This is a genomic window from Kluyvera ascorbata (assembly GCF_023195735.1).
Taxonomy (GTDB): domain Bacteria; phylum Pseudomonadota; class Gammaproteobacteria; order Enterobacterales; family Enterobacteriaceae; genus Kluyvera; species Kluyvera ascorbata.
The window spans coordinates 2,891,332-2,908,260 of record NZ_CP096201.1 but is presented as its reverse complement, the minus strand read 5'-3'; the positions used below and the strand labels follow the sequence as shown (position 1 = coordinate 2,908,260).

The 16,929-nt window shown below is 56.5% G+C and carries 14 protein-coding genes; 10 read left to right on the top strand and 4 right to left on the bottom strand.

Going from position 1 to position 16,929, the window contains the following annotated elements:
- Positions 1 to 166 precede the first annotated feature (166 nt).
- Entirely contained in the window at positions 167 to 766 is a 600-nt protein-coding gene (locus tag MY052_RS13925) for a hypothetical protein (protein WP_248537217.1), read from the top strand.
- A 187-nt stretch (positions 767 to 953) separates the two neighbouring features.
- On the opposite strand, the gene MY052_RS13920 is transcribed toward MY052_RS13925, so the two are convergent.
- Positions 954 to 1,910 (bottom strand): AraC family transcriptional regulator, encoded by a 957-nt coding sequence (locus MY052_RS13920; protein WP_248537216.1) that lies wholly within the window; start codon positions 1,908 to 1,910, stop codon positions 954 to 956.
- A 115-nt stretch (positions 1,911 to 2,025) separates the two neighbouring features.
- Here MY052_RS13920 and MY052_RS13915 point away from each other — a divergent pair, with 115 nt between their 5' ends.
- Complete coding sequence (locus MY052_RS13915) at positions 2,026 to 3,222, top strand: MFS transporter (protein ID WP_202215903.1); 1,197 nt, start codon at positions 2,026 to 2,028, stop codon at positions 3,220 to 3,222.
- A gap of 537 nt (positions 3,223 to 3,759) precedes the next feature.
- Here MY052_RS13915 and MY052_RS13910 read toward each other — a convergent pair.
- Both MY052_RS13910 and MY052_RS13905 read right to left on the bottom strand, forming a co-directional pair.
- The gene (locus MY052_RS13910) at positions 3,760 to 5,763 is read right to left on the bottom strand and encodes a heparinase II/III domain-containing protein (RefSeq protein ID WP_248537215.1); all 2,004 of its coding nucleotides are present in this window, start codon (positions 5,761 to 5,763) and stop codon (positions 3,760 to 3,762) included.
- Positions 5,760 to 6,992 (bottom strand): alginate lyase family protein, encoded by a 1,233-nt coding sequence (locus MY052_RS13905; RefSeq protein WP_248537214.1) that lies wholly within the window; start codon positions 6,990 to 6,992, stop codon positions 5,760 to 5,762. The genes MY052_RS13910 and MY052_RS13905 overlap by 4 nt, the downstream gene beginning before the upstream one ends.
- A gap of 526 nt (positions 6,993 to 7,518) precedes the next feature.
- On the opposite strand from MY052_RS13905, the gene MY052_RS13900 reads away from it, so the two are divergent.
- Genes MY052_RS13900 through MY052_RS13880 form a run of 5 tightly spaced genes read left to right on the top strand, consistent with a single transcriptional unit; the run spans position 7,519 to position 12,867 of the window.
- Entirely contained in the window at positions 7,519 to 8,808 is a 1,290-nt protein-coding gene (locus MY052_RS13900) for an ABC transporter substrate-binding protein (RefSeq protein WP_248537213.1), read from the top strand.
- Between the two features lie 13 nt (positions 8,809 to 8,821).
- Positions 8,822 to 9,763, top strand: coding sequence for a carbohydrate ABC transporter permease (locus MY052_RS13895; protein WP_081918560.1), 942 nt, complete (start codon positions 8,822 to 8,824; stop codon positions 9,761 to 9,763).
- Between the two features lie 9 nt (positions 9,764 to 9,772).
- A complete protein-coding gene (locus MY052_RS13890) occupies positions 9,773 to 10,612 on the top strand; it encodes a carbohydrate ABC transporter permease (RefSeq protein ID WP_115074719.1) in 840 nt (279 codons plus the stop codon).
- A 10-nt stretch (positions 10,613 to 10,622) separates the two neighbouring features.
- Entirely contained in the window at positions 10,623 to 11,717 is a 1,095-nt protein-coding gene (locus MY052_RS13885; RefSeq protein ID WP_248537212.1) for an ABC transporter ATP-binding protein, read from the top strand.
- Positions 11,718 to 11,724: 7 nt separating this feature from the next.
- Positions 11,725 to 12,867 (top strand): alginate lyase family protein, encoded by a 1,143-nt coding sequence (locus tag MY052_RS13880; protein WP_248537211.1) that lies wholly within the window; start codon positions 11,725 to 11,727, stop codon positions 12,865 to 12,867.
- 111 nt (positions 12,868 to 12,978) lie between these two features.
- Here MY052_RS13880 and MY052_RS13875 read toward each other — a convergent pair whose 3' ends face one another.
- Positions 12,979 to 13,323 carry a RidA family protein gene (locus MY052_RS13875; protein WP_035895394.1) on the bottom strand — a complete coding sequence of 115 codons (345 nt, stop codon included), beginning with the start codon at positions 13,321 to 13,323 and terminating at the stop codon, positions 12,979 to 12,981.
- Between the two features lie 127 nt (positions 13,324 to 13,450).
- On the opposite strand from MY052_RS13875, the gene MY052_RS13870 reads away from it, so the two are divergent.
- From MY052_RS13870 to MY052_RS13860, 3 genes are read left to right on the top strand one after another with little or no spacing between them, the layout of a single operon-like run.
- On the top strand, positions 13,451 to 15,361 hold the full coding sequence (locus tag MY052_RS13870; RefSeq protein WP_035895392.1) for a DNA repair helicase YoaA: 1,911 nt from the start codon (positions 13,451 to 13,453) through the stop codon (positions 15,359 to 15,361).
- Between the two features lie 58 nt (positions 15,362 to 15,419).
- Entirely contained in the window at positions 15,420 to 16,115 is a 696-nt protein-coding gene (gene tsaB, locus MY052_RS13865) for a tRNA (adenosine(37)-N6)-threonylcarbamoyltransferase complex dimerization subunit type 1 TsaB (RefSeq protein ID WP_035895390.1), read from the top strand.
- A 40-nt stretch (positions 16,116 to 16,155) separates the two neighbouring features.
- Positions 16,156 to 16,737 (top strand): Slp/YeaY family lipoprotein, encoded by a 582-nt coding sequence (locus MY052_RS13860; RefSeq protein WP_248537210.1) that lies wholly within the window; start codon positions 16,156 to 16,158, stop codon positions 16,735 to 16,737.
- Positions 16,738 to 16,929 lie beyond the last annotated feature (192 nt).

The window sequence follows — 16,929 nt, the reverse complement described above, 5'->3', positions numbered from 1 at the left end:
GTTTTTGATTTGTTTTATCGAATAAGACTAATCCTTTAATAGAGTCCGAAATCGTTATTTTTAGATGCAGGGGAACAGTCCAATAATGGACGGTAACAGCTGTTGTAATAATATTTCGTGCTGGTTAGTATTTTGCAGTGAAAAAGACCAGTGAGAGTGGTGTGAAATGGAGGTTATCAGTTATAGTGATAATATATTTCTTAATTATGGTGTTAAGGAAATATTAAGGTTTTCTTCTTCAGAACCGCATCAGTATAAAATCAACAATGCGCCGATAGATTCTATTATCATCCTCAATGACCTGGATATTCGTCAGACGATTGATGCCCTGAAAGCGGAAAGCGCTCGGTTTTTGTACCAGCACGTTATGGTACTCACGGAGACCGTTTCACCGCTGATTGTTGGCTATTTATTGCGCAAGTGCCGCGGGCTGGTGGTTTATAGTATTAAAAACAACGTGAGCCACGTGCTGATAGATGTGCAGAGTCGGGAACCTCGCAAGGAAATAGAACAGGCGCACTATTTTTCGTTGTCAGATAATGAACTCTTTATTCTGCTGTCGCTCAGCATGGGAATGAAGCCAGAGCTATTAACCCGTATTACAGGGCGCTCGGAAAAAAGAGTCAGCGCCATCAAGCGCGATGCAATGAATCAACTCAATATCAAAAATAGCCATATTTTTTACGATGTGATTAAGGCGATTTTCATTCCGCAGGGGGGCGCTGCCCCGTGTAAAAAGCGCCAAATGAGGTGTGAAAAAGCCTGACTGCACCGACATTCGCTGTGAAGTGCAACCAGCACAGCCAGAAAAAGAGTACGCCATTCACGGTAGATTCTTTCTGGCTTATGGTGCGGTTATGTTGTTCATGTCCTTGCGGGCCATAACCTGGTCATAGGCAAAGTATGGCGCTTGTCCTGCCTGCATCACCATGACCTACCTGTAGGCGAGAAGACTATACCTCCTCGGGGACAGGCAGCGCTTCGCGTAATGTCCCAGGCGAGTGGCCAACCACCCGCTTGAACGCCCGGCTAAAGGCGGCGACTGAACCGTATCCCAGACGAAGGGCAACGGTTTCAATCGTTTGCTGTTCCTGACCGATATACTGGATAGCAAGCCGCATCCGCAGCTCGCCGAGGTATTTCGCCGGAGTGGTGCCGGTTGCGGAAAGAAAACGTTCGGCAAATACGGATCGCGACGTTCCCGCCTCTTTGGCAAGATCGGCGACGCTCCAGTTAGCGCCCGGCTGCTGGTGCATGGCGTAAATCGCCCGGCTCAGACGCGGGTCGCGCAGTACCTGAATCCAGCCGGTTGCTTTCCCACAGCCGCTCTCGACCCAGCCACGCACAATCAGCGCGGCCACTACGTCCGCCAGACGCGCTAAAATCCCGGCAAACCCGACCTGACGGCCCAATGATTCACGTTCCATCGCGGAAAGCAGCGCCTGTATTTCAGGTCGCGATGACATCAGGCTGCTCACCATCATCACTTCCGGCATCGCTTTGATAAGTGGCTGCATCCCGCCCAGTTCAAAATTCATACAGCCGGTAAAGATAATCACGTTTTCGCCGTCCGGGCAGGTCTGACAGTGAATATCGTAGACCTCACTGCAGATAGGCTCGCTGGGAAAATCGGTAATGGGCGTGACCGCGGCGGCGTCATCAGAGAGCAGGGCATGGCCCTCACCGTTGGGAATAAACACCGCGTCACCGCTGTTCAAAGTAAAGCGCTCGCCGCTCTGCATGCGTAAAATCGCCGGCCCACGGCTGACAAAATGAAACTGCGCTTTTCCTGGCACATTACCGAACGACACGCCAAATGGGGCACTGGCTTCAAAGCGGCGATAGTTGACGCCGGAGAGACGCATGCCGCGCAGCAGTTCGCTAATCATATCAGGGGCATTCAGGGCCATTTTCGCAACTCCGGACGAATTATCAAAAAATGAAGATTATCCATCATAGATCGTCCTGACGTAACTTTCTATGCTTTGCGACACACATCACAATTTTATAACCGGAGATTAACCGATGAATTCATACGTCGCAGAAAGCGAGTCGTCCGCCCCTGCCAAACCCGCCTGGCGCGCCGTGTGGTCACTGGGCCTTGGGGTATTTGGGCTGATTACCGCCGAGTTTTTACCTGCCAGCCTGCTCACACCGATGGCCTCAAGCCTGGGTGTTACCGAGGGGGTTGCCGGGCAGACGGTGACCGCCACGGCGCTGGTCGCGCTGGTGACCGGCTTGCTGATTACCAGTGCGACCAAAAGCATCGACCGCCGTTGGGTGCTGATGTTCTTCACGTTCTTGCAGATTATCTCCAGCCTGTTGGTGGCCTTTGCGCCGTCGTTGCAGGTGCTGTTGATGGGACGATTGTTGCTTGGGGTGGCAATCGGTGGTTTCTGGGCGATGTCGACGGCGACTGCTATGCGTCTGGTACCCGCGCGCGATGTGCCGAAGGCGCTGTCGATAATCTTTGCCGGTGTCTCTATTGCTACCGTTGTTGCCGCGCCGCTGGGGAGTTTTCTCGGCAGCCTGATTGGCTGGCGTAACGTGTTTATCCTCTGCGTGGTGCCGGGTGTGCTGGCATTGCTGTGGCAACTGTGGGTGCTGCCGTCGATGCGTCCGGAAAACGGCGGTAGCCTGCGTACGTTGCTGCACGTGCTGCGTCGTCCGGGAATGATTGGCGGGCTGCTGGCCACCATCTTTATCTTTAGCGGCCACTTTGCGTTCTTCACCTACCTGCGTCCATTCCTGGAAACGGTAGGCCGCGCCAGCGTAGAGACGATTTCACTTATCCTGCTGGGCTTTGGTCTGGCTAACTTTGTCGGCACCTCGATTGCCGGGCATCTGCTGGCACGTAACCTGCGTCTGACGTTGGCGCTGGTGCCATTTGGCATGGGCGTGCTGGCGTTGCTGATGGTGGCGTTTGGGCATCTGGCACTGCTGGATGGGCTGCTGGTGACGCTGTGGGGCTTTGCCTTTGGGCTGGTGCCGGTCGGTTGGTCAACCTGGCTTGCGACGACCGTACCCGACGAAGCGGAGAGTGCTGGTGGGCTGATGGTGGCCTCTATCCAGTTGGCTATTAGTGCAGGGGCCGCGGGTGGCGGGCTGGTGTTCGATCTTAATGGTGCTAGCGGTGTGTTTACCGTGAGCGGGGTGCTGTTGGTGGCGGCGATGGTGATGGTGTTTGCGGGGGTGAGGGTGAAGCCAGCGGCGGCTGAGTAGCGCTTCTCTTTGCGCTGATTGCCGTGCACATGATTGTGGGCGGTTATCAGGTAAGAGGGGCATCCATTTGGGTTTATCACTCTATTGCGCTCTCTTCCAGCGCTAGCCATATAAATTGCACTGGCGCAGAGAGCGCGCAAGGGGCGGCCAATCGCCGCCGCCCCCTGCACCCCCGGGCTCTGGCGGCAAAATCGCCACTTCGTGGTTCCCTCAGCTTATTCCCTCCGGCTTCGGGTCGGGCACAAGTTTACATCCCTGTAAACTGCGCCCTCAGCCCACATCCATGTGGGCTGACCCAGCCTACGGGAAACGCTTCGGCGATTTAGACGCCACCAAAAACCGTGCGGTCTTTTAGTTAACAGCAAAAACCAATGTGACTGGAACGGCGTAGTCCCCGCTGGAATTGCGAAGGGGTGCGCGGCCGCACCCCTTGGCCCGTTCACCGGTGATGGAACTTCATATTCCACCCAACATAAAGTGAACGGAACCTTTCACCAATGCAAAATGAACGGAACCGCCGTACTAAACTGACATATATCAGGCTCGCCCCACGAACTCAGGCCGCAGCGCAGGATCTTCATACAGCGTCACATGCGCCACCCGCTCCCCCCGCCAGATAGTCAATTGAGTCCCAACAGCAGTATGATGCACGCTCACCTCCGTCAGCGGCGACTGCCTCGCCAAATCCCACACGCAGACAAAACGCGCCTGCGGCAGATGATTACGCAGCACCAGATAACTCAAATCACCTATCGCCGGATTATCGGCCCCCAGCCCCTGCCAAAGCTCACCGTCGCCAGACAGCCACAGCGCAAAGGTCTCGCCCTGATGGGAAAAGTGGCGCGGCTGACAGCCATGCAGCGGCGTGACGGTCGCGTTGCGCATCGCTTGCAGCGGGCCGCTGAGCGAGAAGGGCTGCGGTTCCCCGCTCTGGTCCAGCGCATCGGCCGCCAGATGCAGCGTCCAATCAAGCTGCTGGCGGTGCGGGTTTTCCACCGTCGACAGATCAATCAGCACGTCATCCAGCCACAGCAAACGGCGACGAAAACGCACATCGCGCCAGGACTCGACGTCCCACTCCACGCGGGTGTGGCTGTTTAGCTGCGGTGGTGGTTTCCCCCAATCGGTTTCGGTATCCAACCACAAATACTCCTCGCCCATATGCCAGCCGAGCACGTCGGAGTTGGCCGGGGGCTGGTTGGTCTGGTTGATCGTCAGCGTATTATGGGTGGCGCTGTTTTTGTAATAGTCATAGTGCATCCTGGCCCCGTAACCGGTGGTGCCGAGGTCCGGCAGCAGCCAGCCGTCGCGCTGCCACAGCATCAGGCTCTGGCGGTCATAATGATCGTGCTCGCCGCCCCACGGACTGTGCTTAATCAGCACCGCCTGCTGCTGATGCGGCCGCCGCCACAGCGTGAGCCCGGCACCGGGCGCGTACAGCGACTGCTGCGGAATCAGATTCAGATGAGTTTCCGGCAGCGGTTGGTGACGCCAGAGCAGCGTCTCGCGCTCGTCAGGCTCTCCGGCGGTAAATTGCAGCACCGCTGCGTAGCGCGGGTCGCGCCAGATAAACCACGCGAACTCGTACAGATCCCGATGATGCAACTTCTCCTGCCCGGCGAGGCAATCGTTGAGCCGGGGAAAGGTGCCGTCCGGCAGCAGTAGCTCGAGCGGGAAGTGCAGCATCTGCGGGTACCACGGGCCGTCAATCAGGCTCCAGCGGGTGCCGTGCGCCAGCTTCTCAAAGGCAAAGAACCCCTGAAGCGCGTAATAGTGATAGTGAACCGAACCCTCAAACCACAGACCCTCAGCTAACAGGCCGTGCTCAAGCTGCCAGCGCAGGCCGTAAGGCGCATTGACCGCGAACTCCAGCAGGCTGTCGTCCTCCAGTACAAAGCCGAGCACCCCCAGCGCCGCGCCAATTTTGACCTCGTGATTGTGGATTTGCGGGCTGCGGTGCTCGCACAAAAACGTCGCAGCGCAGCGCAGCAGGTTTTCGCTGATATGCTGACGTTCGGCCGCCGTCAGGCTCTCGGCGATAAAGTCATAGCCCAGCGCCATATCCAGAATGCAGTTGGCTTCACACAGCGTCTGGGCGTTCATTTTACCGGGACCATTGTGCGGAATATCGCCGTGTACCGCGTAGTCCGGGTAGACATCCGCATAGCCCATCAGCAGGGTACGCACTTTATCGCGGTAGGCGGCGTTGCCGGTCAGGCGCCAGAGCAGGCCTAACTGCTGGCAGGCGCTGGCGTTACGGCCGTTCATTTCCCGCCACCAGGCACCGTCCCACGGTTCGCCGCTGAACACCTCACCGTCTACCGGACAGGCGTGGTGGTGCGGTGAGTCCGGCTGCCAGGTCAGCCGTACCCCGTGGTGCGGGCAGAAGTAGTAGAGATTCCAACTGGCGATCCCGGTTTGCGGAATGCACACAGCGGCGTCAAGCATCGGTTGTGCATCCTTCACGAGCTGTTCAATCAGGCCCTGTTCGCCGACAGCACGTGCGGCGATCTCTGGCCATAGCCCAGAAAATTGTCTCATTTTTGGTTTTCCCTGACCTCTGAAGACATGGTAAGCGGTACCGTGAGCGTGGTGATATCGTCGGGATATTTCGCCCGCAGCCAGCGCGCTTTCTCGCGGAACAGCGCATCGTCAGGCCAGGCGTGGGCGGCTGTGACGATGTTGCGCAGCGCCTTCTTGTCATCCATTTTGTCGAGGTCTTTCCACGGCCACGGTGTATCGCTATTAATAAACCCCGCGATGTATTGATAGCCCTTGCGCAGGCTGTGGTCGTCGAGGGTAAAGTTCCAGATATCTACCCCGGCTTTTTCGCCCAGACGGCTGTACGCGTCGAGGTTAAAGTTGCTGTAGTGCCACGGGCGAGTGCGCTCCAGTTCGGCCATCTGACGGCCCTCAACGTCAAACTGCCCGGCAATGCGGCGCAGTTGGGTGACATACAGGCGCTTTTTGGCCTCTTCCTGCTTGCCGCTGAACAGCGCAAAGGTCGCCGCCTGCATATCGAAGTAGGTGCCGTGATTATTGTGCCAGTTCTCTTCTTCAAAACCATTCTGACTGGTAGTCATCCAGTGATAGAAATCACCAAACCACTGTTTCAGCTCGGTCACGTCGGCATCGCTCAGCGTGCCGGAGGCTTGCAGCAGGGCAATGGCATCCACCACGTCAACCAGAGCGCGGCTGTCGATAATGCCAATGCCACGGCCCGTGTTAATGCCAGGAATGGCCTGTGCATGCTGTAAGTTTGGTGTCATACGGGTTTCAGGCGCGAGGAACCAGCTTTTCAACTGTGCCGCGGCTTTCTGCGCATAGCGCTCGTCATGCGAGAAATACCAGGCCAGCGCCAGCGTGGAGACGTCGTTGCTCATCTTCACCAGGCGGTTTTTATCGGTGGCGTCGCTGTTGGCATCCGGGTTGGTTTGACCATCTTTGCGGATGTACGGCAGGCCGTCTTTGGTATCCGGGTTTGGCCACCAGTAGGGCGGGAAACTGTAGTAGTCGTGCTTGTTGCCGCTGGCGGCTACCAGCGTTTTGTCCATCACCGAATAGAGCGGGTGCTTCAACGCACCGTCCGCTTTTTTCAGCAACGTGCTTTCTGCCTGTAAAAACAGCGGGTCTTTGGCGGCAATTTGCTCACGGCTGAACGCCAGATCTTTGCCATCGAGCGTATAGGGATCTGCCGCATACAGTGAAGCGCTGAACCCAGAGCAGAGTAGCGCAATGCCTAATATTCCACGGCGATGTATTGAACTCATAGTGATAACCCTTCTGCAAATAGAGAAAAGATAACAAGAGAATTTTGCCTTTAGCGTATTTTAACAACACTAAAAGCAGGCGATTTAATTAAAAGGTAACGTATTCATAAATAGGTTGGCGTGCAGTGTAAAAGACAAAGTGATTTTTTTTGTGATGTTCATCATGGTTATCGAGTTGCATAAAAAATGACGCGTTTAATGCAGTGTAGCTCACGTTTTTAGCCGTTTTTCTTATTTTGTTTAGATTATCAAAAAAATAAACAAAATGTTAATTCGTTGAATTTAATCAATAAAATATTTTAGTCACTTTTTATGTCACTTTCTGGTGTGATCCGGTTCAACTTTTCTGTTTATGAAATACGATTTCTTTTTTGTGTGGTTGTATTGGAAAATATATTTCTATTTAATGTTCGAAATAATTTTTATACATGTTGTATTCAACGCCAAATGTTAATCCAGATCACGGAAATGCGTTTGGTGAGAATTTAATTATCTTTGTGCCCTACACAATAAAGGATATGCAATCATGTCTGCGAATAAATTACGTTCATTATTACTTCTTTCCGCTCTGGGACTGGGTATCGGGCAAAGTTACGCCGCCACGACCCTTAACGTTTGGATCCGCGCGAGCAACGATTCCAAAAATATCTACAAACAAGAAGCCGAGAAGTTTGAAGAGAAGACCGGCATTAAGATTGAGTATTTCAATGCCACCACTGACTTTGAACAGCGGCTGGCGCGCGCAACGGCGGGCAATGCCTTACCGGATCTGATCTTCAACGATGCAGCTTCGCTCGGTCAGTTTATTCAACTCGGCATTGCCGATGAGATAGACCCGAAAGCCATCAGCGGCGGCGACCAGCTTTACCAGACAGCCTGGAACAGTACCCGCTACATCGACGGAAAATACTACGGTGTGCCAACGTCTGCGCAAACCTTCGCGCTGTTTGTACGCAAAGACTGGCGCGAGAAGCTGGGCCTGCCGCAGCCGAAAAGCTGGGACGATATCCAGAAACTGGCTAAAGCCTTCACCACCCAGGACCCGGACGGTAACGGTAAAAACGACACCTACGGCTTTATCGTTCCGGCCTCTACCACGCGCGGCTACGCCAGCTGGTTTATGAGTAGCTTTATCTGGCAGGCGGGCGGGGATTTCGTCAAAGAGAACAACGGCAAATTCAGCGCGTCGCTCGATACCCCAGAAGTGGCCCAGGCGATGACCTTTATGCGCACTATGATGTGCGAAAAAGTGACCCAGCCGGGGGCGATTAACGCCACCACCGCCGACGTTATCCCATCGTTCCGCTCTGGACAAAGCGGCATGTTCTTTAGCGGCCCGTACCACATTGCGCTCTTTGATAAAGACCCGGGCAAAGATAACTTTGAAGTCGTACCGGTCATTGGGCCAAAAGGCGAAGCCACGCTCGCCGAAGGGACCACCGTCTTTATGATGAAGAGCAGCAAGCAGAAGGAGGCGGCGCGCAAATTCATCGAATTTATTATCTCAGCGGAAGGTCAGGAGATAGGCATGGGCAAAGGCAGCCAGCATATTCCGGTGGTGCGTCTGCCGGTGAATAAGAACGTTGATGTGCAAGCCGTCTATCAGGATGCGCGCTGGGAAACCTTCGCCAAACTCTACAACGAGCAGGGCCGCTACGTGCCGCAGATCCCTAACTGGACCCCGGTACGCCAGGTGGCGGCCGATGGCTTTAACCGTATCTTCGCCGACTGTAATAGCAATATCAGCGCTGAGCTGAAGGCGGCCGACGTGAAGGTGAACGCCGAGCTGGAAAAACAAAACGTGCTGGCTAAGTGAGAAGGAGTAAGTAATGACGCTGCATGAGACGAAGTCCGCGCCGCTAAAGCAAGCCGCTTCGCCTGACGCGACCGGCTGGCTGACGGCAAAACGCAAGCGGGCGCTGATTCCGTGGCTGTTCCTGGCCCCGGCGCTGATTATCTTTAGCTGGTTTAAGTTCATCCCGATGATTCAGGGTCTGGTGATGAGCTTTTACAAGGTCAACTTTAATCAGCCGGATGAGTGGGTCGGGTTCGACAACTTTACCCGCGCCTTTGCCGACGTGGAGCTGCACGCGGCGGTGGTGAACACGCTGCTTTACGTGGTCGTGACCATGTTCGCGGCCGCCATTCTGGCCTTCTTCCTTGCGATGTTGCTGGAAGGCCCCGCACGCCACCTGCGCTTTATTCGCACCGCTATCTTCTTACCGGCGGTGACCAGTGCGGCGATCGTCGCGGAGATGTGGCGCATTCTGTTCAACCCAACGCCAAACGGCGTGGTGAACCACATTCTCAGCTGGTTTGGCGTGGCTGACCAGGGGTTCCTTGCCAGTTCTGACCAGGCGCTCGGTGTCATCATGCTGCTGCATATCTGGAAAGCGGTGCCCTACAACATGGTGATTTTTATCGCCGGTCTGGCGGGTATCAGTCGTGACCTGTACGACGCCTCGAACGTCGACGGCGCGAACTGGTGGAACCGTCTGCGCTACGTGACGCTGCCTGGGATGATCCCGGCGCTGTCGGTGGTGCTGATGCTCTCCTTTATTCGTGGCTTCCGTGTGTTTGCCGAGGTGTATGCCACCACCGGCGGTGGGCCGTCTAACGCCACGGAAATGGTCATGACCCATATCTATAAGCTGGGCTTTGAGCAGTTTGACTATGGCTATGCCTCGGCGGTGTCGTTCCTGCTGTTTACCTTCACCGTAATCTTAACCATTTGTCATTTGACGCTGAAAAAACGTATCGCACGTTACTAAGGAGCCGTGATGTTGAGTAAACGTTGGGATACCGCAGGGCGTTGGTGCATCTACGCGCTGCTGCTGATTGTCTTCGTTGGGCCGTTCTGGGGCATTGTTGCTACCGCCTTTAGCGGAGCGCCGGTGAAGCCGGGTGAACTGCTGGCCTGGCCGAATCAGTTCTCGTTTGAAAACTTCATCTTTGCGTGGATGGATATCGGCGTCTGGCAGTATCTGCTGAACTCCATTCTGGTGGTGTTCTTCGGCACCATTTTGCAGGTGTCGGTCAGCGCGCTGGCGGCCTACGCCCTGGCCCGTAAGAAGTTTCGCGGCGTGGCGCTGGTCAGCCTGGTGATTTTATCCACCATGATGCTGCCGGAAGAGGTTATCGCCATTCCGCTGTACATGATTATCAACTGGCGGCTGCCGTTTATCGATGCGTCGCTCTACAACAGCTATCTCGGCATGATTCTGCCGGTGGTGGGTTGGGCCTTTTCCATCTTCGTGCTGACCGAATTTATGTCAGCTATCCCGAAAGAGCTGGAAGAGGCGGCACGTATCGACGGCGCGAACGAGTGGCAGATTTTCTTCCACGTCATTCTGCCGCTGGTGAAACCGGCGCTCGGTACCGTGGTGACCTTCGGCTTCATTATGATTTGGGACCAGTACTTGCTGCCGCTGATTGTGGTGAACCAGGACAGCCTGAACACCATTCCGGTCATTCTCGGCACGCTGCGTACCGATGAGAGCATCACGCCGAACATTTTTATCGCCATTACGCTACTGGCGATGCTGCCAAGCATCATCGTCTATCTGGGTCTGCAAAAACATTTCAACCGCGGGATCATGTCCGGCGCGGTCAAAGGATAAGGGGTTACCGATGGGATCTGTTGTATTAAATAGCGTGCGCAAATCATACGGTGATGCTCACGTCATTAAAGATGTGTCGCTGACTATTCCTGACGGCGAGTTCTGCGTGCTGGTGGGGCCGAGCGGCTGCGGGAAATCGACGCTGCTGCGCATGATTGCCGGTCTGGAGGAGATTTCCGCCGGGGAAGTGCATATCAACGAACGTGATGTCACCGAAGTGGAGCCGAAACTGCGCGATATCGCGATGGTATTCCAGAGCTATGCGCTCTACCCGCAGATGACGGTGCGCGAAAACATGGGCTTTGCGCTGAAGATGGCGCGACTGCCGAAAACGGAAATCAAACAGAAAGTTGATGAAGCGGCGGCGCTGCTGGGGCTGGAACCGCTGCTGGAGCGTCTGCCAAAAGATCTCTCCGGCGGCCAACGTCAGCGTGTAGCGATGGGGCGCGCCATTGTGCGTAAACCGCAGGTGTTCCTGTTTGATGAACCGCTGTCGAACCTTGACGCCAAGCTGCGTACTCAGGTGCGCGGTGAAATTCGCGAACTGCATCGTCGCCTGAAAACGACCTCTGTGTACGTCACCCACGATCAAATTGAAGCGATGACCATGGGGCAGATGATCGTGGTGCTGCGCGACGGGCGCATTGAACAGGCGGGCACGCCGCTGGAGCTGTACGACCAGCCGGCCAACCTGTTCGTCGCCGGGTTTATCGGCTCGCCGGAGATTAACCAGCTACGAGGAGAGGTGGTGCTCACCGGCAATACGACCAACCTGCGCCTGAAAGATGGATCGCTGCTGGCGTTGCCGGTAGGACTCCAGGTGACCGACGGTCAACAGGTGGTGTACGCCATTCGTCCGGAGCAGGTCAACGTGGTACACGAAGCCCGCGACGATGCGTTGGCGGCGAAGGTGACGGCGGTGGAAAATACCGGTTCGGATATGCAGCTGTTCTGCGATACCGGCGGCGGGGCATTTACCTCGGTGTTTAAGCAGCGTCTGGCGGTGAAAGAGGGTGACGCTATCTGGCTTCAGCCGAAGCTCTCCGGCGTGCATTTGTTTGATGCGCAAAGCGGCCTGCGCATAGCGTGCCAGGAGGGCCAATAAGGTGGCGATGAAGCTGTACACCCTTGATGAAACCTGTCTGGAAAATGCCCGTGCGGGCCTGAAGCAGCCGTTTTCGCCGCTGCAGCTGGCCCTCAGCAAGCTGGTGGCTGAAGCGGATTTGCTTAAGCGCGAGCCACCGGAAAGCGTGGTGCATAAAAAGCTGCGCCCGGCGAGCGGTGATGCGCACGATTACTACAGTCTGGGCACCTACTGGTGGCCAAACCCACGGCGGCCCAACGGGCTGCCTTACATTCGCCGCGACGGGCATATCAACCCGCAGTGTGAGAATAACGATACCGATACCTCGCGCATCATCCGCATGTGCGAGCGCTGCCTGACGCTGGGGCTGGCGTGGTACTTCACCGGCCAGCGTCAGTACGCGCAGGCCGCCGCCACGCAGATCCGCTGCTGGTTCCTCGACGGCGACACGCGCATGAACCCGCACCTGAACTACGGACAGGCGATCCCTGGCATAGTGTCCGGGCGCGGAACCGGGCTTATCGACACCTGTCTGCTGTGGATGGTGGTCGATACTATCGGGCTGATCAACGCGGCTAGCGTGCTGGATACCGATGATATCATCGGTCTGCACCAGTGGTTCCGCGACTTTAACCACTGGATGTACTACAGCGACATCGGCCACTCTGAATACGTCTGGCACAATAACCACGGTACCTGGTACGACGCCCAGCGTGCGGTCAATGCGTTGTTTTACGGTGATAAAGGGCTGGCCGCGCGGATTATTGAGCAGGGGATCACCCAGCGCATGGCGGCGCAGATTGATCAGGACGGCAAGCAGACGATGGAGCTGGAGCGTACCATTCCGTTCCACTATTCGCTGTTTAACCTCGAAGCGCATCTGTTGCTTAACCGCTATGCCGAGCACGTCGAGTTCGATCGCTGGAACCACATTCGTGACGGACGTGGGGTGAAGCAGGGGATCGATTACCTGGTGCCATTTATTCGCGAGCCGGATCTGTGGCCGTACAGTGATTTGCAGGGGATTGTCTGGGATAGCGCGCTGCGGGTGTTGTTACAGACGGTGCGCGGGTATCCGAAGCAGTCGGCGAGCTATCGTGACGTGCTGAAGTGCTTGCCGCAGGAGACGCTACAGTTGAAAGAGCAGCTGATGTGGTGTCCGGGATTGTAGGCCTGATAAGCGCAGCGCCATCAGGCGCACGTTGCCGGATGGCGGCGTGCCGCCTTATCCGGCCTACAGATACCGTGCCTCACCGACCCCGGGGAGGCACGGTATACCGAATTACACCGCGGCGATAATCTTAATCTCAACCTTATATTTCGGGTTCATCAGCTTTGCCTGCACGGTGCAACGCACCGGCGCGTGACCGGCAACTACCCAGGCATCCCACGCTTTGTTCATGGCGGCGAAATCATCGCCGTCAGGCAGAAAAATGGTGGCGTCGAGAATACGCGACTTATCGCTGCCCTGTTTTTCCAGCACCGCATCAATCTGCGCCAGCGTATTTGCCGTTTGCTCAAACGCATCGGCGTCCAGGTTTGCCGGTACGCCGGTGTAGTACAGCGTATTGTTATGGATGACGACATCAGACCAACGAGCTTCGGCATCAATACGTACAATTGTCATTTCATTTTCCTTTTAACATCACGTAAACGCGCTAAGACTGCCACAATGTCGACGCCGCGTCACGACTTCGACTGGCATAAGCGGGGTTCGCCTGACATAATCACTGGGAATTTTTCCAGGGGGTAATGTGACGGACGATTTTGCAGAAGATGGCCAGCTAGCGCAGGCGATAACCGGCTTTAAACCGCGTGAACCGCAGCGTCAGATGGCGCACGCCGTCGCGAAGGCGATTGATAACGGTCAGCCGCTGGTGGTAGAAGCGGGGACCGGGACCGGGAAAACCTACGCTTATCTTGCCCCTGCGCTGCGCTCGGGGAAAAAAGCCATTATCTCAACCGGCTCGAAGGCATTGCAGGATCAGCTCTACAGCCGCGACCTGCCGACCGTCGCCACCGCGCTTAGCTTTAGCGGCAAGCTGGCGCTGCTGAAAGGGCGCTCAAACTACCTCTGCCTCGAACGTCTAGAACAGCAGGCGATGGCGGGCGGCGACCTGCCGGTACAAACCCTCAGCGACGTTATTTTGCTGCGCAGCTGGGCTAACCAGACGGTGGATGGCGACATCAGTACCTGCGTCAGCGTGGCAGAAGATTCTCAGGCCTGGCCGCTGGTCACCAGCACCAACGATAACTGCCTGGGCAGCGACTGCCCGCAGTATCAGGACTGTTTCGTGGTGAAGGCGCGTAAAAAGGCGATGGATGCCGACGTGGTGGTGGTCAACCATCACCTGTTCCTCGCTGACATGGTGGTAAAAGAGAGCGGCTTCGGCGAGCTTATCCCCGAAGCCGACGTGATGATCTTCGATGAAGCACACCAACTCCCGGATATCGCCAGCCAGTATTTTGGTCAATCGCTCTCCAGCCGCCAGTTGCTGGACCTCGCCAAAGACGTGGTCATTGCCTACCGTACCGAACTAAAAGATACCCAGCAGCTGCAAAAATGCGCCGACCGTCTGGCGCAGGCCACTCAGGATTTCCGTTTGCAGGTGGGTGACCCAGGCTATCGCGGCAACCTGCGTGAACTGCTGGCAGAAACCGCCGTGCAGCGCTCGCTGCTGCTGCTCGATGATGCGCTCGAACTGTGCTACGACGTGGCGAAGCTGTCGCTTGGCCGCTCCGCCTTGCTCGATGCCGCTTTCGAACGTGCGACCCTGTATCGCGCCCGCTTAAAGCGCCTCAAAGAGATCAATAAGCCCGGCTACAGCTACTGGTACGAATGCAACTCGCGTCACTTTACGCTGGCGCTGACGCCGCTCACCGTGGCGGACAAATTCAAAGAGGTGATGGCGGCCAAACCGGGCAGCTGGATCTTTACCTCGGCGACGCTGTCGGTAAACGACGACCTGCACCACTTTACTGAACGCCTCGGCATTGAAGCGGCGGAGTCTATGCTGCTGCCGAGCCCGTTTGACTACGCCACCCAGGCACTCTTGTGCGTGCCGCGCAACCTGCCGCTGCCGAATCAACCGGGGGCCGCGCGTCATCTGGCGGCGATGCTGAAACCGCTGATTGAGGCCAATGACGGGCGCTGCTTTATGCTCTGTACCTCGCACGCCATGATGCGTGACCTCGCCGAACAGTTCCGCGCGACCATGACGCTGCCGGTGCTTTTGCAGGGGGAAACCAGCAAAGGCCAACTGCTTCAGCAGTTTGTCAGCGCCGGTAACGCCCTGCTGGTGGCGACCAGCAGCTTCTGGGAAGGGGTCGATGTGCGCGGTGACGCGCTGTCGCTGGTTATCATCGATAAGCTGCCGTTCACTTCACCGGACGACCCGCTGCTGAAAGCGCGCATGGAAGACTGCCGTCTGCGCGGCGGTGACCCGTTTGAAGAGGTACAGCTACCGGACGCGGTGATTACCCTCAAGCAGGGCGTAGGACGATTGATTCGCGACGTTGACGATCGCGGCGTGCTGGTGATTTGCGACAACCGCCTGGTGATGCGTCCTTACGGCGCAACCTTCCTCGCCAGCCTGCCGCCCGCGCCGCGCACCCGCGATATTCGACGGGCGACGCGATTCCTGGCGCTGTCATCGACGCGGTAATGCGGAGCAAAGTGTGGTAAGATGCGCGCCATTTTGTTGATCGAGAGCGCGACTAACCATGCGAATTCTGGCTATCGATACCGCCACGGAAGCCTGCTCGGCTGCTCTGTGGAATGATGGCAACACCTGTGCCCACTTCGAGCTTTGCCCACGGGAACACACCCAACGTATCCTGCCTATCGTGCAGGATATCCTCACTCAAGGTGGCGTCAGCCTGACCGACCTCGACGCGCTGGCGTTCGGCCGTGGGCCGGGCAGCTTTACCGGCGTGCGTATCGGCATTGGTATTGCACAAGGTCTGGCGCTGGGCGCAGAGCTGCCGATGATCGGCGTATCGACCCTCGCCACCATGGCGCAGGGCGCCTGGCGTAAGCAGGGCGCGACCCGCGTGCTGGCAGCTATCGACGCGCGTATGGGCGAAGTCTACTGGGCCGAATACCAGCGTGATGAAAATGGCGTCTGGCACGGCGAAGAGAGCGAAGCGGTGCTGAAGCCGGAAGCGGTGCAACAACGTCTGGCCGAACTCAGCGGCGAATGGGCAACCGTCGGCACCGGTTGGGCGGCCTGGCCTGATATGGCGCAGAGCGCGAACGCGACGCTGGTAGACGGCAACGTCACGTTACCCGAAGCCGAAGATATGCTGCCTATTGCCTGTGCGATGCTGGAGCAGGGCAAAACCGTCGCCGTGGATAAAGCGGAACCGGTTTATTTACGTAACAACGTTGCGTGGAAGAAACTTCCTGGCCGTGAATGAATCTCAGTAGATAGAGAGCGTAAAAATCAGGAGCAGCATCATGGCAGGTAAAAATTTTGTGATTCGTGGAGCCGCAGTGGGGCTTATCGCTTTCGCGTTAGGCGGCTGCGTCAGCGTGCCGGATGCCATTCAGGGCAGCAGCCCAACGCCGCAGCAGGATCTGGTGCGGGTAATGGCTGCACCGCAGCTGTACGTCGGGCAGGAGTCGCGTTTTGGCGGCACCGTCGTGGGTATTGAAAACCAGCAGGGCAACACCCGTCTGGAAATCGCAACCGTACCGCTCGATAGCGGCGCGCGTCCGATTCTGGGCGAAGCCTCGCGCGGGCGTATCTATGCTGACGTGAACGGCTTCCTCGACCCGGTAGATTTCCGTGGTCAATTGGTCACGGTAGTGGGGCCGATTGTTGGCACCGTTGACGGTAAAGTCGGTACCACCAAATACACCTTCCTGCAGATGAAAGCGACGGGTTACAAGCGCTGGCATGTGGCCCAGCAGGTCGTGATGCCGCCGCAGCCTATCGACCCGTGGATGTTTGGTCCACGCCCCTGGAACTACGGTTACGGCGGTTGGGGATGGTATAACAGCGGCCCCGCTGAAGTCCGGAACGTCGTAACTGAATAAGATCTGATGTAAAGCAGACAAAAAAGAAACAGCGGCTAGCCCGCTGTTTCTTCGTTGTAATGGATATAAAAAAAATAAAGAGTGACGCGCTTCGCAACCTTAATTCTGATTAATTCTTAAACTGGTACGCTGAGTTAATATAATGTTAATGAAAGTTTATCATTTGGGGTTGCGATGACGACGAATACGTAT

Excerpts from the sequence above, each read along its gene's own strand:
- tsaB (WP_035895390.1), top strand. The coding sequence starts at position 15,420 with ATGCGAATTCTGGCTATCGATACCGCCACGGAAGCCTGCTCGGCTGCT.
- MY052_RS13875 (WP_035895394.1), bottom strand. The coding sequence starts at position 13,323 with ATGACAATTGTACGTATTGATGCCGAAGCTCGTTGGTCTGATGTCGTC.
- MY052_RS13895 (WP_081918560.1), top strand. The coding sequence starts at position 8,822 with ATGACGCTGCATGAGACGAAGTCCGCGCCGCTAAAGCAAGCCGCTTCG.
- MY052_RS13890 (WP_115074719.1), top strand. The coding sequence starts at position 9,773 with ATGTTGAGTAAACGTTGGGATACCGCAGGGCGTTGGTGCATCTACGCG.
- MY052_RS13860 (WP_248537210.1), top strand. The coding sequence starts at position 16,156 with ATGGCAGGTAAAAATTTTGTGATTCGTGGAGCCGCAGTGGGGCTTATC.
- MY052_RS13905 (WP_248537214.1), bottom strand. The coding sequence starts at position 6,992 with ATGAGTTCAATACATCGCCGTGGAATATTAGGCATTGCGCTACTCTGC.
- MY052_RS13900 (WP_248537213.1), top strand. The coding sequence starts at position 7,519 with ATGTCTGCGAATAAATTACGTTCATTATTACTTCTTTCCGCTCTGGGA.
- MY052_RS13880 (WP_248537211.1), top strand. The coding sequence starts at position 11,725 with ATGAAGCTGTACACCCTTGATGAAACCTGTCTGGAAAATGCCCGTGCG.
- MY052_RS13915 (WP_202215903.1), top strand. The coding sequence starts at position 2,026 with ATGAATTCATACGTCGCAGAAAGCGAGTCGTCCGCCCCTGCCAAACCC.
- MY052_RS13925 (WP_248537217.1), top strand. The coding sequence starts at position 167 with ATGGAGGTTATCAGTTATAGTGATAATATATTTCTTAATTATGGTGTT.
- MY052_RS13885 (WP_248537212.1), top strand. The coding sequence starts at position 10,623 with ATGGGATCTGTTGTATTAAATAGCGTGCGCAAATCATACGGTGATGCT.
- MY052_RS13920 (WP_248537216.1), bottom strand. The coding sequence starts at position 1,910 with ATGGCCCTGAATGCCCCTGATATGATTAGCGAACTGCTGCGCGGCATG.
- MY052_RS13910 (WP_248537215.1), bottom strand. The coding sequence starts at position 5,763 with ATGAGACAATTTTCTGGGCTATGGCCAGAGATCGCCGCACGTGCTGTC.